This is a genomic window from Microbacterium sp. NPDC091662, from assembly GCF_044756705.1.
In the GTDB taxonomy this organism is placed as follows: Bacteria; Actinomycetota; Actinomycetes; order Actinomycetales; family Microbacteriaceae; genus Microbacterium.
Genome location: NZ_JBIVTM010000001.1, coordinates 1,340,602 through 1,356,184, shown reverse-complemented (window position 1 = coordinate 1,356,184; position 15,583 = coordinate 1,340,602). Strand labels below are relative to the sequence as shown.

13 protein-coding genes are annotated in these 15,583 nt (G+C 68.2%); 5 read left to right on the top strand and 8 right to left on the bottom strand.

The features are described from left to right. Positions 1-2 precede the first annotated feature (2 nt). A complete protein-coding gene (locus tag ACIQLD_RS06410; protein WP_402606397.1) occupies positions 3-1,667 on the top strand; it encodes an amidohydrolase in 1,665 nt (554 codons plus the stop codon). Positions 1,668-1,752: 85 nt separating this feature from the next. On the opposite strand, the gene ACIQLD_RS06405 is transcribed toward ACIQLD_RS06410, so the two are convergent. Next, on the bottom strand, positions 1,753-3,141 hold the full coding sequence (locus ACIQLD_RS06405) for an aspartate aminotransferase family protein (protein ID WP_402606394.1): 1,389 nt from the start codon (positions 3,139-3,141) through the stop codon (positions 1,753-1,755). Positions 3,142-3,156: 15 nt separating this feature from the next. Beyond that, positions 3,157-4,641 carry a CoA-acylating methylmalonate-semialdehyde dehydrogenase gene (locus tag ACIQLD_RS06400; RefSeq protein ID WP_402606392.1) on the bottom strand — a complete coding sequence of 495 codons (1,485 nt, stop codon included), beginning with the start codon at positions 4,639-4,641 and terminating at the stop codon, positions 3,157-3,159. A gap of 170 nt (positions 4,642-4,811) precedes the next feature. Here ACIQLD_RS06400 and ACIQLD_RS06395 point away from each other — a divergent pair, with 170 nt between their 5' ends. Further along, entirely contained in the window at positions 4,812-6,284 is a 1,473-nt protein-coding gene (locus ACIQLD_RS06395; RefSeq protein ID WP_402606389.1) for a PucR family transcriptional regulator ligand-binding domain-containing protein, read from the top strand. Between the two features lie 30 nt (positions 6,285-6,314). Here ACIQLD_RS06395 and ACIQLD_RS06390 read toward each other — a convergent pair whose 3' ends face one another. From ACIQLD_RS06390 to ACIQLD_RS06365, 6 genes are all read right to left on the bottom strand, one after another. Next, the gene (locus tag ACIQLD_RS06390) at positions 6,315-7,709 is read right to left on the bottom strand and encodes an aspartate aminotransferase family protein (protein WP_402606387.1); all 1,395 of its coding nucleotides are present in this window, start codon (positions 7,707-7,709) and stop codon (positions 6,315-6,317) included. Continuing rightward, positions 7,706-8,173 carry an Lrp/AsnC family transcriptional regulator gene (locus ACIQLD_RS06385; protein ID WP_387177572.1) on the bottom strand — a complete coding sequence of 156 codons (468 nt, stop codon included), beginning with the start codon at positions 8,171-8,173 and terminating at the stop codon, positions 7,706-7,708. Before ACIQLD_RS06385 ends, ACIQLD_RS06390 begins: the two co-directional genes overlap by 4 nt. Positions 8,174-8,256: 83 nt before the next feature. Further along, positions 8,257-9,414, bottom strand: a complete 1,158-nt coding sequence (locus tag ACIQLD_RS06380; protein WP_402606384.1) for an acyl-CoA dehydrogenase family protein — start codon at positions 9,412-9,414, stop codon at positions 8,257-8,259. Further along, positions 9,411-10,169 carry an alpha/beta fold hydrolase gene (locus ACIQLD_RS06375; RefSeq protein WP_402606382.1) on the bottom strand — a complete coding sequence of 253 codons (759 nt, stop codon included), beginning with the start codon at positions 10,167-10,169 and terminating at the stop codon, positions 9,411-9,413. Before ACIQLD_RS06375 ends, ACIQLD_RS06380 begins: the two co-directional genes overlap by 4 nt. 39 nt (positions 10,170-10,208) lie before the next feature. Beyond that, positions 10,209-11,129: a sugar kinase gene (locus ACIQLD_RS06370; protein ID WP_402606380.1), complete on the bottom strand. Its 921-nt coding sequence runs from the start codon at positions 11,127-11,129 to the stop codon at positions 10,209-10,211. Then, positions 11,126-12,289, bottom strand: a complete 1,164-nt coding sequence (locus ACIQLD_RS06365) for an MFS transporter (RefSeq protein WP_402606378.1) — start codon at positions 12,287-12,289, stop codon at positions 11,126-11,128. Before ACIQLD_RS06365 ends, ACIQLD_RS06370 begins: the two co-directional genes overlap by 4 nt. A 435-nt stretch (positions 12,290-12,724) precedes the next feature. Between ACIQLD_RS06365 and nrdH the strand changes: the two genes are divergently transcribed. From nrdH to nrdE, 3 genes are read left to right on the top strand one after another with little or no spacing between them, the layout of a single operon-like run. Then, entirely contained in the window at positions 12,725-12,958 is a 234-nt protein-coding gene (gene nrdH / locus ACIQLD_RS06360) for a glutaredoxin-like protein NrdH (protein ID WP_017828869.1), read from the top strand. A 6-nt stretch (positions 12,959-12,964) separates the two neighbouring features. Next, positions 12,965-13,399: a class Ib ribonucleoside-diphosphate reductase assembly flavoprotein NrdI gene (gene nrdI / locus ACIQLD_RS06355; protein WP_402606376.1), complete on the top strand. Its 435-nt coding sequence runs from the start codon at positions 12,965-12,967 to the stop codon at positions 13,397-13,399. Beyond that, complete coding sequence (gene nrdE, locus ACIQLD_RS06350; protein WP_021199955.1) at positions 13,396-15,540, top strand: class 1b ribonucleoside-diphosphate reductase subunit alpha; 2,145 nt, start codon at positions 13,396-13,398, stop codon at positions 15,538-15,540. Before nrdI ends, nrdE begins: the two co-directional genes overlap by 4 nt. The last annotated feature ends 43 nt before the right edge of the window (positions 15,541-15,583 follow it).

Below are 15,583 nucleotides of genomic sequence, written 5' to 3'. Positions count from 1 at the left end.
GCGTGGGATACGCAGATCTGGTCTTCACGGGTGGCGTGCGCGGAGGGCGGGTGTTCCTCGCCGATGCCGCACGCACGACCGCGCACGCTGTCGCGGTGACCGACGGGCGCATCAGCGCAGTGGGGCACGACGTCGCGGCGCTGATCGGGCCGGAGACCGAGGTGATCGACCTCGCGGGCGGACTGCTGGTGCCCGGCTTCCAGGACGCGCACGTGCACCCGGTGTGGGGCGGGTTGGACATGCTCCGCTGCGACCTGTCTGCGCTGGCGACCCGGGAGGAGTATCTCGCCCGGATCGCCGAGTATGCGATGGAGCACCCGGACGACGAATGGATCCTCGGGGGCGGGTGGCAGATGTCGGCGTTCCCCGGTGGCACGCCGACCGCGGAAGACCTCGACTCCGTGCTGCCCGATCGTCCGGCGTTCCTGCCGAACCGTGACGGACACGGTGCCTGGGTCAACTCCCGCGCGCTCGCGCTCGCCGGCATCACCCGCGAGACGGCCGACCCCGCGGACGGGCGGATCGAGCGCGATGCGACCGGCGCCCCCAGCGGCACGCTGCACGAGGGAGCGATGGGCCTGGTCAATCGGCTCCTGCCGACCGAGGCGCCCGAGCGACTCGTCGAGGCGCTCCTGCAGGGGCAGCGCCACCTGCACTCCTACGGGGTGACGGCTTGGCAGGACGCGATCGTCGGCACCGAGTACGGCGATGCGGGCGATCCGCTCCCGGCCTATCGGACCGCCGCCGCATCCGGGGCGCTCACCGGTCGCGTCGTCGGCTCCCTGTGGTGGGATCGATCACGGGGCCTGGAGCAGATCGACGACATCGTGCGCCGTCGGGACGAGAGCACGGTCGGGCGCTTCCGGGCGCGCAGCGTGAAGATCATGCAGGACGGCGTCGCCGAGAACTTCACCGCCGCGATGTTGGAACCGTACTGCGACGGCCACGGGCATCCGCGCGAGGACTCCGGGATCTCCTTCGTCGAACCGGAGCTGCTCAAAGAGGCCGCGACCCGGCTCGACGCCCTCGGCTTCACGCTGCACTTCCACGCGATCGGCGACCGAGCCGTGCGCGAGTGCCTCGATGCGGTCGAGGCCGCGCTCGTGCAGAACGGCCCGCGCGGCAACCGACACCACATCTCCCACATCCAGGTCGTGCACCCCGACGACATCCCGCGGTTCCGGGCGCTCGACGTCACCGCCAACATGCAGATGCTGTGGGCGACGCTCGAACCGCAGATGGTCGACCTCACCATTCCGTTCCTCGGGAAGCAGCGCAGCGCGTGGCAGTACCCGTTCGGCGACCTGTTGCGTTCCGGCGCCGCGCTCGCCGCGGGCAGCGACTGGTCCGTGAGCACCCCGAACCCGATGGCGGCGATCCACGTGGCCGTCAACCGCCGTTCCGCGCCGACCGAGTGGGAGGGCGACTACGAACCGTTCCTTCCCGAGCAGGCGATCGACCTCGCCACGGCCCTCGTCGCTTACACGGCGGGATCGGCGCGGGTGAACCACCTCGACGACACCGGGACGATCGTGGTGGGGATGCGGGCGGACCTCGCCCTGCTCGACAGGGATCCGTTCGAGCATCCGGCGGAGGAGATCGGTCTGACCGAGGTGCGCGGCACCTGGGTCGAGGGAGAGCGGGTGTTCGACTCCGTGGGCGACTGACGCGGGACGCCTCCGGAGGACACGAACCCCGACGACGCGAAACCCCGACGACATCGCGTCGTCGGGGTTTCGCGTCATGCTCGCGTCAGCCTGCGGCGGCCTCGTCGGCCACGGACAGTGCCTCGTCGAGCACGCCGAGTCCGCGCACCAGGTCTTCTTCGCTGATCACCAGCGGCGGGGCCACGTGCATGCGGTTGAAATGCGTGAACGGCCAGACTCCGGCCTTCTTGGCGGCAGCGGCGAAGGCCCCCATCGGTGCAGCGTCGGCGCCGGCGGCGTTGAACGGCACGAGAGGCTCGCGCGTCTCCTGGTCGCGGACCAGCTCGACCGCCCAGAACAGTCCGAGACCGCGCACATCGCCGACGCTCGGGTGCTTCTCGGCCCAGGAGCGCACGGTCGGACCGACCACGCGTTCACCGAGGTCGCGCACGCGCTCCAGGATGCCGTCGCGACGGAACACCTCGAACGTCGCGACACCGGCCGCGCACGCCAGCGGGTGTCCCGAGTAGGTCAGACCGCCGGCGAACGGCATCGTGTCGAAGGCGCTCGCGATGCGGTCGGAGATCACCACGCCGCCGAGCGGCACGTAACCCGAGTTCACGCCCTTCGCGAAGGTGATCAGATCGGGGTGGGCGTCGAACGCATCGATGCCGAACCATTCGCCCAGTCGCCCGAAGCCGACCATGACCTCGTCGGCGATGTAGACGATGCCGTAGCGGTCGCACAGTTCGCGCACGCCCTGCAGGTAGCCGGGTGGCGGCACGAGCACGCCGTTGGTGCCGACGACGGTCTCGATGATGATCGCCGCGATCGTCTGCGGTCCCTCGAGCTGGATCGTCTGTTCGAGGTGCGCGAGCGCCCGCTCCGCCTCCTGCTCCGGGGTTTCGGAGTGGAACGGCGAGCGGTACAGGTACGGCCCGAAGAAGCGCACGGCGCCGGAGTCGACGGTGTCGTTCGCCCAGCGGCGCGGGTCGCCCGTGAGCGAGATCGCGGTCGAGGTGGAGCCGTGATAGCTGCGGTACATCGACAGCACCTTGCGACGGCCGGTGAACTGGCGGGCCATGCGCACTGCGTACTCGTTGGCCTCGGCGCCGCCGTTGGTGAAGAACACCTTCTCCAACCCCTCCGGCGCGACCTCGGCGATCAGGCGGGCGAGCTCGCCGCGTACGTCGTTCGCGATCGATGGCTGGATCGTCGCGAGACGCCCGGCCTGCTGCTGGATCGCCGCGACCAGGTCGGGATGCTGGTGCCCCAGGTTCAGGTTCACGAGCTGGCTGGAGAAGTCGAGGTAGGCGTTGCCCTGGTAATCCCAGAACGTCGAACCCTCGCCCGCAGCGACGGGGAGTGGATCGATCAGTCCCTGCGCGCTCCAGGAGTGGAATACGTGACCGCGGTCGTCCGCACGCACCTGCGCTTCGGCCTCGGGGGCGGGAAGCGGGTGCGAGACGCCGTGGCGGTCGGTGAAGTTCGTCATGGTGTTCGCTCCTGGTCAGTGGTTGCTCGGGAAGCCCAGGTCGATCTGGGACGGCGTGTGGTCGGGCCACCGGGTGGTGACGACCTTGGAGCGCGTGTAGAAGTGCACCGATTCGGGACCGTAGATGTGCGAGTCGCCGAACAGCGAGTCCTTCCACCCGCCGAACGAGTAGGCGCCGATCGGCACCGGGATCGGCACGTTGACGCCGACCATGCCGACCTCGATGTCGAACTCGTACTGCCGGGCGGTGCCGCCGTCGCGCGTGAAGATCGCGGTGCCGTTGCCGTAGGCGTTGGCGTTGACCAGTTCGACCGCTTCGGCGTAGGTCTCGACGCGCACGACCGACAGCACCGGGCCGAAGATCTCGTCGTCGTAGACCTTCATCCCCGGGGCGACCTCATCGATCAGGCTGACGCCCAGAAAGAAGCCCTCAGAGTCGAACTGCTTCTGCGTGCCGTCGACGACGACCTTCGCGCCCTCGGCCGCGGCTCCCGTCACGTACGAGGCGACCTTGTCGCGGTGCGCGCGGGTGATGAGCGGACCCATCTCGCTCGCGGCGTCCGTGCCCGCGCCGATCGTGAGGCCGCCGATGCGGTCGGCGATCGCGGTGACGAGGTCATCGGCGATGTCGCCCACCGCGACCAGCACCGACACCGCCATGCAGCGTTCGCCGGCGGAGCCGTAGGCGGCGGAGACCGCGGCGTCGGCGGCCGCGTCGATGTCGGCATCGGGCATCACGACCATGTGGTTCTTCGCACCGCCGAGCGCCTGCACGCGCTTGCCTGCGGCTGAGGCGCGCTGGTAGATCGAGCGGGCGATCGGGGTGGAGCCGACGAAGCTCACGGCATCGACCCTGGGCGAGTCGAGGATCGCGTCGACGGCCTCCTTGTCGCCGTTGACCACGTTGAGCACACCGGCGGGGAGCCCGGCCTCGGCGAAGAGCTTCGCGAGCCAGACGGATGCCGACGGATCCTTCTCGCTCGGCTTGAGCACGACAGTGTTCCCGCACGCGATCGCCGAGGCGACCATCCACAGCGGCACCATGACAGGGAAGTTGAATGGTGTGATCGCCGCGACGACGCCGACCGGCTGCTTGACCGAGTGCACGTCGACACCGCGCGAGACCTGCTCGCTGCGTTCGCCCTTGAGCAGGTGCACGAGTCCGGCGGCGAACTCGACATTCTCGATGCCGCGCGACACCTCGCCGGCTGCATCCGAGAGCACCTTGCCGTGCTCGGAGGTGACGATCGCGGCGAGTTCGGGCGTGCGCTCCTTGAGCAGCTGCCGCAAGCGGAAGAAGACGTCGGCGCGCTTGATCAGGCTCGTCTCGCGCCAAGCGGGGAGCGCGGCCGCCGCTGCGGCGATGGCGGAGTCGACCTCGGCGGTCGAGGCGAACGCGACCTGCTTCGACACCTGGCCGGTGGCGGGATCGAAGACCTGACCGGTGCGGGCCGCTTCGGCGGTCTCCACTGCGTTGATGACGTGACGGACGATGTCCACGATGTTCCTCCGGGGCTGAAGACGACGCAATCGAACACTCTGACTGAGGGTTCGGTACGCTGATGTTCCTCAATGATCACAGAGCGGAAGAGCGTCGAGTGGTGTCAGAACGTCAGGACTTGAGCCTCTATCGGACAGATCGTCCGGCGCGGACGGGGGGTGTGCTCAGCGTGGCCGACGTTCTCACCGATCCTGTGCTGCAGGCAGGTGCGCCCGACGTGATCGTGGGCGGTGCCGCCCTCGATGCCGACGTGCGCTGGGTGCATGTCTCCGACAGTGCAGGAGTCGCCCGACTGCTCGACGGCGGCGAGCTGCTGCTCAGCACCGGAGCGGGGTGGCCGACGACTCCGGGTGAGCTGCGTGACTTCGCGAGAGCCCTGCATCGTGCGGGGATCGCGGGCATCGTCGTCGAGCTCGGTTCCGGCCAGTCGCAGATCCCCGATGCCGTGACCGAGGTGTGCCGGGACGTCGGTCTCGCCCTGATCGCCCTGACCAGCGAGATCAAGTTCGTCGCTGTGACGGAATCCGTGCACAGATCCCTCATCGCCGCGCAGACGGACGCGCTGCACGAGCGCCAGCGGTTGCACGAGCTCTTCACCGCGTTGAGCTTGCAGGGCGCTCCGGCCGACGTCGTGGTCGCCGAGACGGCGAGAGCACTCGGTGCGCCCGTCGTGCTGGAGAACCTCGCGCACGAGGTGATCGCGTTGGAGACCCTGCGTACACCGGTCGCGCAGGCGCTCGGTCAGCTCGCCGCGGCCGATCGCATCCCGGTGCAGGCGAGAGGGGTGCGCTGGGGAACCCTGCTCGCACTTCCGGGACCCGTGCATCCGGCTGGTCGGCACACCGTGCTCGAACAGGGGGCGACGGCACTGGCCTTCGGCTGCCTGGCGGATGGGGGCGACGCCGAGTGGTCGCTGCTCGCACAGCGGGGCCTCATCGACGACCTTCTCGGAGCACGCTTCGCGAGCCCGGAGGACATCGTCTCGCGTCTCGCTTCCGGCGGATTCACCCTTTCGGGTCGGCACTGCCACGGCATCGTCGCCCGCGGCGCGGAGTCGGCGGCCGAGCTCGCCTACCGGGCTCGACAGGCCGGGGGCGCCGTGGTCGCGGCACGCGTGGGGGAGGACGACGTCGCCCTGCTATCGCTCCCCGAGTCCGCGCCGCTCACCGATGCTCTTGCCGTGCGCATCGCCGGGCCCGCGCGCACGGTCTTCGTCGGACCTCCGGCGGAGGATGTGCTGGGGCTGCTCGCCTCGTTGCGCGCGGCGAGAGACCTCGCGGCGAGCGACCGCTCCGAGACGGGGCCTCGCGTGCGACGCGTCGAGGATCGCCCGCTGGAGCGCTTCGTCGCCTCGCTACGTGACGATCGGCGTCTGCTCGCGCACAGCGAGCGGATGCTCGCCCCGGTCGTGGCGTACGACCGGGAGCGGCGCGGTGACCTGCTCGACGTGCTCTCGGCGCTCGTCACCCACCCCGGGAACCGCTCCGCGGCGGCGGCCGCGAGCCACCTCTCGAGATCGGTCTTCTACCAGCGACTCACCCTGATCGGCGACCTGCTCGACGTCGACCTCGACGACGGGGAGACGCTCGCCGCGCTCCACCTCGCACTGCTGACGAAGCGGAGCGCGGTGCCCGTGGCCTGAGCCGTGACGTCGGTGCCGCGCCTGCGCGGGTCAGAGCACAGACTGCGCGCGCGTCAGCACATCCCGCAGGATCTGCTCGATCTCGCGGAACTCGGAGGGGCCGACGGTGAGCGGCGGCGCGAGCTGGATCACGGGGTCGCCACGATCGTCGGCGCGGCAGTACAGACCGGCTTCGAACAGGGCGGGGGAGAGGAAGCCGCGCAGCAGCCGCTCGGACTCGGCGTCGTCGAAGGTCTCCTTGGTCGACTTGTCCTTCACCAACTCGATGCCGAAGAAGTAGCCGTCGCCGCGCACGTCGCCCACCAGCGGCAGGTCGAGCAGCTTCTCGAGCTCGGCGCGGAACAAGGGCGAGTTCTCACGCACATGCGCGTTCAGCCCCTCCTCGTCGAAGATCGCGAGGTTCTCCAGCGCGACAGCGGCCGACACCGGGTGCCCGCCGAAGGTGTAGCCGTGCGGGAAGGACAGATCACCCTTCGAGAAGGGCTCGTAGATGCGGTCGCTGACGATGGTCGCGCCGATGGGGGAGTAGCCGCTCGTCATCCCCTTGGCACACGTGATCATGTCGGGCAAGTAGCCCAGGCCCGTGCACGCGAAGGTGTGACCGAGGCGGCCGAAGGCGCAGATGACCTCGTCCGAGACGAGCAGCACGTCGTGCCGGTCGCAGATCTCGCGGACGCGCGCGAAGTAGCCGGGAGGAGGTGGGAAGCATCCGCCGGAGTTCTGCACCGGCTCGAGGAACACGGCGGCCACGGTGTCAGCGCCTTCGAAGAGGATCATCTCCTCGATGCGGTCGGCCGCCCAGCGTCCGAACGCCTCGAGGTCGTCGGCGGGGCCGCCCATCTCGGCCGCGCGGTAGAAGTTGGTGTTGGGCACGCGGAAGCCGCCGGGGGTGACGGGCTCGAACATCGACTTCATCGCCGGGATGCCCGTGATCGCCAGCGCACCCTGCGGAGTGCCGTGGTAGGCCACGGCGCGCGAGATGACCTTGTGCTTGGCGGGCTTGCCCTGCAGCTTCCAGTAGTGCTTGGCGAGCTTGAACGCGGTCTCGACCGCCTCACCGCCCCCGGTGGAGAAGAAGACCTTGTTGAGGTCGCCCGGCGCCTCGTCGGCGAGGCGGTCGGCCAGCTCGATCGCGGCCGGGTGCGCATACGACCACAGCGGGAAGAACGCCAGCTCGGAGGCCTGAGCCGCTGCGGCTTCGGCCAGTCGGCGCCGACCGTGCCCGGCATTGACGACGAAGAGCCCGGCGAGACCGTCGAAGTATTCCTTGCCCTTGGCATCCCAGATCCGGTGCCCGTCGCCTTTCACAATGATGGGTACGCCGGACTCGGCCATCGTCGACTGCCGGGTGAAGTGCATCCAGAGATGGTCCTTCGCCATCGTCTGCAGTGCGGACTCGGAAGGGATGGTGCGTGCGGTGCTCATCTGGTCCCCCAGTTGTAGAGCTGCTTCTGCAGCTTGGCGTAGATGAAGGTTTCGGTGGAGAGGACGCCATCGATCGGTCGGATGACGTCGTTGATCAACGCGAGCAGATCGTCGTCGTCCTCGCAGACGACCTCGGCGAGGACGTCGAAGGAGCCGACCGTGATGACCACGTAGTCGACGGCCTCGATCGCGGCGATGGCCTCGGCGACGCGGCGGGCGTCGCCGGACACGCGCACGCCGATCATGGCCTGGCGGTGAAAGCCCAGCTGCATCGGGTCGGTGACGGCGACGATCTGCATCACGCCCGACTCGGTGAGCCGCTGCACCCGCTGGCGCACGGCGGCTTCGCTCATCCCGACGGTGCGGCCGATCTCGGAGTAGGAACGACGGCCGTCCTCTTGGAGCAGCTCGACGATCGTCTTCGACACCGCATCGAGGGAAGGGTGCTTCTTCGCCGGACTCATGGTGCGATCCTCGCACTCCAGCATGCGCTCGGCAACCGATTTCGCAGAATCTGGCCAATCGTCCAGCGGAATCGGCAGAAAACTCAGCTCTCGAGCGGTCCCAGCCAGGCACTCGCCGCCGTCGAGTGCGCGGATTCGGGATCGGAGGGGTGGAACGCACCAGCCAGGACGTCGCGGTAGAGACGGGACAGCTCGTTGGCGGAGAAGTACGACCCGCCGCCGGCCACGAGCATCGCCTCGTCGACGACGTGCTTGGCCATCGTGATCGCCCGGTGCTTGACGCCGGAGAGCTGCGGGAACCAGCGCGCGCCGTGATCGATGCGGTCGTCCACATCGCGGGCGAGCGCGGCGATCTGCGGCGGCAGGGCGTCGTAGGCGATGGCCATGTCGGCGATGCGCCAGCGGATGTCGGGGTCCTGGCTGTAGGCGAGGCCCGTCTTCTTGGAGTGCCGCTTCTGCGCCGTCGTCACCGCGAGCTCGAGCGCTCGCCGGGCGATGCCCGTGTAGACGGACGCGAGCAGGATCTCGAAGACCGAGAAGATCCCGAACACGATCGGGTCGGGGCTGGGGCCCGGATCGATGCGTCGCACCACATGGGCGGCATCCGCCACAGCGCCGTTCAGCCTCGTGGTCCGGCTCTGCGTGCCCCGCATGCCGAGGGTGTCCCAGTCGTCGGAGGTGGTGACGGCATCTGTCCGCTCGACGAAGGCGAACACGAGTTTCGGTCCATCGGGGCTGGTGGTGTCGAGGCCGTGCAGACCCAAACGCGTCCAGACGGGGGCGAGGGAGGTGAAGATCTTGGTTCCGGTGAACGCGTAGCCGCCCTCGCCGTCGGGCACGGCCGCGGTGTCGCTGCCGAACAGCACCAGGTCGTTGCCGCCTTCACTGATACCGAAGGCGAAGACCTCGCCCGCCGCGGCGCCGTGCTGCACGAACTCCAGCCCGGGTACACCGCGGTCGGAGAAGACCTTCGCTACGCCGGTCCACACGAGGTGCATGTTGATGGCCAGTGCCGTCGCGGGCGCGGCACCGGCGAGGCGCTGCTGCAGCATCGCGGCTTCGGCGAGTCCGAGGCCCGCGCCACCGCGCTCCTTCGGCACGAGGATGGACAGGTAGCCGGCGGCGCGCAGCTCGTCGAGGTCCTGCTGCGGGAAGGTGTTCTCGCGGTCGTGGATCGGCGCGCGCTCGCGGATGCGCTCGAGAAGGTCGTCGGGGAGGAAGGTCGCGGGGTCGAATGTCATGCCAGGGCCTCCAGAAGCTGACGGACGGATTCCTCCGGGCGGTCGCGGTGCAGGGAGTGCCCTGCGCCCTCGACCACGGAGAGGGTGATCAGGGGATTCGCGGCGAGGACCTCATCGGCGAGCTCGCCCGTGAAGATGCTGTACACGGCGGGGTCGGCGCCGATCACGTGCGTGGGTACAGTGAGGCGCGCAGCCTCGGCGCGCACGTCCCACGGCTGATTCTGAGTGCTGGTCTGCTCCACGGCCCAGGCGCTCGCACGCCGCACCGCGTCGACCTTGAGCTCCTGATCCTGCGGGTGCCAGTGCGGATGCTCCGCCTGCACGACCTCGAGCCTGGTGTCCGCGAACGCGCGCTCCTGGCTCCGGCGGACGATCGCGGCATCGCGCCCGCCGACGTGGATCGCGGGGTCGATCAGCACCAGTCGCCGAGTCCATTCCGGGGCCGAGGCGGAGGCGACCGTGCTGGAGGCGCCGCCCAGCGAATGGCCGATGACCGCGTCCCACGCACCGCCGTCGTCCGGGAGGGTGGCCGCGAGATCGGCACCGTAGGCGGCGACCGAGTAGTCGAGAGAGCGAGGTGCATCGCCGTGACCGCGCAGATCGACGGCTGTCGCGTGCCACCCTGCTTCGGCGAGAGCGTCGCCGAGGCGCCACATCAGCGCTCCGGAGGAACCGAGGCCGTGCACCAGAAGAGCGCGACGAGCTGCCGACGGAGAGCCCCAGGAGAGACGCGGCAGGGTGAGCGGGGCAGGCATGGCACCAGCCTACGACCGGTGGCGGTCAGCCGAGCCGTCTCAGGAGAGCGGCACGAGCGGCGGCAGGTCGGCTGCGATCGTCAGCACGCGCTCCGCGGCCGCGTGACCGGCGGACAGACGTGCGGCGAGGTCGGCGCCGTCGAGAGTCGCCGCGAGGAAGCCGGAGGCGAACGCGTCTCCTGCGCCGACCGGCTCGACGACATCGACCACGGGGGCGGGCACGAAGACCGGTTCGTCGTCGCCGGCGAAGGCGGTGGCACCGACATCGCCGTCCTTGACGACCAGCAGCGCGCAGTTCGGAAGGAAGGCGCGGATCTCGCCCGGCGTCGCTGTGCCCCAGATGCGCTCGGCCTCGTCTCGGCCGACGAAGGTGATGTCCGCGGCATCCGCCAGGCGAGCGAGCGTCTCGGCGGCATCCTCTCTGCTCCACAGCGGACGACGGTCGTTCACGTCGAACGACACGAGGGCTCCCGCGGCGCGTGTGTCGGCGAAGAGCCGGTCGACCATCGCGCGGCATGATGCGGACAGCGCGGGGGTGATCCCGGTGGTGTGCACGATCCGCACGCCGTCGAGCTGCTGCGCGGTGAGGAACCCCGGTTCCATGCGGGAGGCGGCAGAGCCTCGGCGGTAGTAGTAGACGGAGGAGGACTCGGCGCCGGGGTCCTTGAACATCACACCGCTGGGGGAGGCGGCGTCGCGCTCGACCCACAGCTCCACACCGCGCCGCTCGAGTTCTGAGGCGACCCTGTCGCCGAGCGGGTCGGCGCCCAGGCGGGAGGCCCAGGCGACACGGTGACCGGTGGAGGCGACACCGGCGGCCACGTTGGACTCGGCACCGGCGAGGCCGATCGACGCCTGCGCGGCGTCGGCGAGCCGGGCGTCCGTCGGAGTGATCAGCGCCATGGTCTCGCCGAGGCAGACGATCTCGGGGGCAGAGGTCGAGGAGGTGGGGGAGCTCATGAGGGGGTGACCGCCAGGGGTTCGGTGTCGGGATGCGGGCTCGCGTCGCGGTGACGCAGATCGGGGAAGGAACGGACGAAGACGACGGCCACGATGAGTCCGACGGCGGCGAAGATCGTGGCGGCGAGGTAGGCGCCGCGCCAGTCGCCGACGTCGACGAGGAAGCCCGCGACGGCGGATCCGGCCGCGGCCCCGATGAGTTGGCCGGTGCCCGCCCAGCCGAAGGCCTCAGCGGTCTCGCTGAACTTGACGCTGGCCGACGTGATCGCGAAGAGCACGGCGAGAGCGGGAGCGATGCCGATGCCGGCGAGGATCAGAGTGCCTCCGAGCCAGAACACGTTGAGCATGACCATCGTCAGGCCGAGCCCGATCGTGACGATCAGCAGACGGCGGGCCATGGCCCACGGCCCGATGGGGATGTGCCCGAATGCGAGGCCTCCGGCCAGACTTCCCGCCGAGAACACGGCGAGCACGAGACCGGCCGCGAGGCTTCCGTGCTCGAACGTGGCGACCACTCCCACCTCCACGGCGGCGCAGGCCCCGATCAGGAGGAACCCGATCACGGTCGCCAGCAGCACGGGCGGCTTGAGCGCGACCTTGCCGAGGGCGTTGCGGCTGCGGGGGATGCGCACGCGCCCCACCTCGGGGGAGAGGATGAACCACGCGCCGCCGCCGACGAGGATGATCGCCACCAGCAGCAGACCCTCCGCGGTGCCGATCTGGGTCGAGACGAGCGTGATCACGACGGGAGCCAGCACCCAGATGATCTCCTGCAGCGACGCGTCGAGGGAGAACAGCGGAGTGAGGTTCGAGGAGTTGACGAGCTTGGGGTAGATGGTGCGGACCGCAGCCTGGACGGGCGGGGTCGAGAGCCCGGCGACCAATCCGAGCGCCATGTATCCCGGCACCTCGAGCGGCAGCACCGCGAGACACAGCACGGCCACGACGCACACCGACAGCGTGAGGGTGAGCACACGCCGCATACCCCACACGCCCATCCAGCGGCTGGTGATGGGGCCCGCGATCGCCTGGCCCACGCTGGTCGCGGCGAGGACCAGACCCGCGGATCCGTACGACCCGGTCTGCTGCTCGACGTGCAGCAGGATCGCCAGGGACATCATCCCGTTGGGGAAGCGCGCGGTCAGCTGAGCAGCGATCATGCGCGCCACTCCAGGCGTGCGAAGAAGATCCCGATATCCCGCCACCAGACCACGGTACCGGGCCGCGGGGCCGGGCACCGAAGAGGTCGATCCGCGACACGCCCGCGACACGCCGAAGGACGATTTCCACAGGAATCCGAATGTCGGTGGGGCGTCGTAACGTGCCCCCTGTGGATGGATCGCTCACAGGGGCTTCCCAGCCGCGATTTCACGCGGTTCGAGTGCCTCCGCCGGGGGCCTCGGCCTGTGGAAGAAACGGTGGAGAACCTGTGTTGTATCTGTAGAGAACGGTGGATAACTACACGGATGTAACTACTACCCCTTGTGGTCGCCCCCAATGTCGGTCCCCATATGTAGTATTGAAGTCCCGGCAGGGGGTCTACCGGGAAACAGCCTGATGAGAAGCAGGCCAGAGATTTGAGGGGTTACGAAAAGATGTCGATCACGGTCTACACAAAGCCTTCCTGCGTTCAGTGCAACGCCACCTACCGCGCCCTCGATGCCAAGGGCATCGAGTACGAGATCCTCGACCTGTCGGAAGACCCGACGGCGCTCGAGCAGGTCAAGGCGCTCGGCTACATGCAGGCACCCGTCGTCGTCACCGACGAGGGGCACTGGTCGGGCTTCCGTCCCGACAAGATCGACGAGCTCGCCTCCCGTCTGGCGTGACGCCGCATGAGCGCCGTCGCGACCGCAGCGCCGCTCCTGATCTACTTCTCGAGCGTGTCGGGTAACACCGCGCGGTTCATCGAGAAGCTCGGACTCCCGTCCCGACGCATCCCCCTCCACCGGAATGAAGAAGACCTCGTCATCGACGAGCCCTTCGTGCTGGTCACCCCCACCTACGGCGGGGGAGCGGGGCGCGGCGTCGAGAAGGGCGCAGTTCCGAAACAGGTGATCCGGTTTCTCAACGACGAGCGCAACCGGCGCCACATCCGCGGCGTGATCTCCGCGGGCAACACCAACTTCGGCGACGCCTTCTGCCTCGCCGGCGACATCATCAGCCGCAAGTGCCACGTGCCTCACTTGTATCGGCTCGAGATCTTCGGCACACAAGACGATGTGGATCGCGTGAGCGACGGATTGGAACGACGGTGGCAGCTTCAGTGACCGAGACAGTGGCATTCAAGGCGAACCCCTCTTACGAGGGTCTCGACTATCACGCGCTCAACGCGATGCTCAACCTGTACGACGCGAACGGGAAGATCCAGTTCGACGCCGACAAGCGCGCCGCGCGGGAGTACTTCCTGCAGCACGTGAACCAGAACACGGTGTTCTTCCACTCGCTCAAGGAGCGCCTGGACTACCTCGTGGAGAAGGAGTACTACGAGGGCGCCGTCATCGAGAAGTACTCGATGGAGTTCATCCAGAAGCTCAACGATCTCGCCTACGGCAAGAAGTTCCGTTTCGAGACGTTCCTCGGCGCGTTCAAGTACTACACGAGCTACACGCTGAAGACGTTCGACGGCAAGCGCTACCTCGAGCGCTTCGAGGACCGCGTCGTCATGACGGCCCTCGGCCTCGCAGACGGCGACGAGAAGCTCGCCGTCGCGCTCGTCGAGGAGATCATCTCCGGCCGCTTCCAGCCGGCCACACCGACGTTCCTCAACGCGGGCAAGGCGCAGCGCGGCGAGCTCGTCAGCTGCTTCCTGCTGCGCATCGAAGACAACATGGAGTCGATCGCCCGCGGCATCAACTCCGCCCTGCAGCTCTCCAAGCGCGGCGGCGGCGTCGCGCTGCTGCTGTCGAACATCCGCGAATCGGGTGCGCCGATCAAGCAGATCGAGAACCAGTCCTCGGGCATCATCCCCGTGATGAAGCTTCTCGAAGACAGCTTCAGCTACGCCAACCAGCTCGGTGCGCGTCAGGGTGCGGGTGCGGTGTACCTCAACGCCCACCACCCCGACATCATGCGCTTCCTCGACACCAAGCGCGAGAACGCCGACGAGAAGATCCGCATCAAGACGCTGTCGCTGGGTGTCGTGGTTCCGGACATCACGTTCGAGCTCGCCAAGAACGACGAGGACATGTACCTGTTCTCGCCGTACGACGTCGAGAAGGTCTACGGCGTTCCGTTCGGCGACATCTCGGTCACCGAGAAGTACCGCGAGATGGTCGACGACCCGCGCATCAAGAAGACCAAGATCAACGCGCGCGAGTTCTTCCAGACCGTCGCCGAGATCCAGTTCGAGTCCGGCTACCCGTACGTCATGTTCGAAGACACGGTGAACAAGGCCAACCCGATCAAGGGTCGCATCAACATGTCCAACCTCTGCAGCGAGATCCTGCAGGTGAACACGCCGACGACCTACAACGACGACCTGTCGTACGACAACATCGGCAAGGACATCTCCTGCAACCTCGGCTCGATGAACATCGCGCTGTCGATGGACGCCGACGACCTCGGTCAGACGGTCGAGACGGCGATCCGCGCCCTCACCGCGGTGAGCGACCAGAGCCACATCGGTTCGGTGCGCTCGATCGAGGACGGCAACGACCGCTCGCACGCGATCGGCCTCGGCCAGATGAACCTGCACGGCTACCTCGCTCGCGAGCACGTCTACTACGGCTCCGAAGAGGGCATCGACTTCACGAACATCTACTTCTACACGGTGCTGTTCCATGCGCTGCGTGCGTCGAACAACCTCGCGATCGAGCGCGGCACGACGTTCGACGGTTTCGAGGACTCGAAGTACGCGTCGGGGGAGTTCTTCGACAAGTACATCGACCAGGCCTGGGTCCCCGCGACCGAGAAGGTCAAGGAGCTGTTCGCCGGCAAGCACATCCCGACCCAGGACGACTGGGCCGAGCTGAAGGCGTCGATCCAGAAGCACGGCATCTACAACCAGAACCTGCAGGCCGTCCCGCCGACCGGCTCGATCTCGTACATCAACAACTCCACGTCGTCGATCCACCCGATCGCGTCGAAGATCGAGATCCGCAAGGAAGGCAAGCTCGGTCGCGTCTACTACCCGGCGGCGTTCATGACGAACGACAACCTGGAGTACTACCAGGACGCATACGAGATCGGCTACGAGAAGGTCATCGACACCTACGCGGCTGCCACGCAGCACGTCGACCAGGGGCTGTCGCTGACGCTGTTCTTCAAGGACACCGCCACCACGCGTGACATCAACAAGGCGCAGATCTACGCATGGCGCAAGGGCATCAAGACGATCTACTACATCCGTCTGCGTCAGCTGGCGCTCGAGGGCACCGACATGGCCGAGTGCGTCTCGTGCATGCTCTGACCTGAGAACCTGTCGACCCGAGAACGCGGCTGAAACCCGAGAA

Coding starts and splice junctions, on each gene's coding strand:
- ACIQLD_RS06405 (WP_402606394.1), bottom strand. CDS start 3,141: ATGACGAACTTCACCGACCGCCACGGCGTCTCGCACCCGCTTCCCGCC.
- ACIQLD_RS06390 (WP_402606387.1), bottom strand. CDS start 7,709: ATGAGCACCGCACGCACCATCCCTTCCGAGTCCGCACTGCAGACGATG.
- ACIQLD_RS06385 (WP_387177572.1), bottom strand. CDS start 8,173: ATGAGTCCGGCGAAGAAGCACCCTTCCCTCGATGCGGTGTCGAAGACG.
- ACIQLD_RS06380 (WP_402606384.1), bottom strand. CDS start 9,414: ATGACATTCGACCCCGCGACCTTCCTCCCCGACGACCTTCTCGAGCGC.
- ACIQLD_RS06375 (WP_402606382.1), bottom strand. CDS start 10,169: ATGCCTGCCCCGCTCACCCTGCCGCGTCTCTCCTGGGGCTCTCCGTCG.
- ACIQLD_RS06370 (WP_402606380.1), bottom strand. CDS start 11,129: ATGAGCTCCCCCACCTCCTCGACCTCTGCCCCCGAGATCGTCTGCCTC.
- ACIQLD_RS06365 (WP_402606378.1), bottom strand. CDS start 12,289: ATGATCGCTGCTCAGCTGACCGCGCGCTTCCCCAACGGGATGATGTCC.
- nrdH (WP_017828869.1), top strand. CDS start 12,725: ATGTCGATCACGGTCTACACAAAGCCTTCCTGCGTTCAGTGCAACGCC.
- nrdI (WP_402606376.1), top strand. CDS start 12,965: ATGAGCGCCGTCGCGACCGCAGCGCCGCTCCTGATCTACTTCTCGAGC.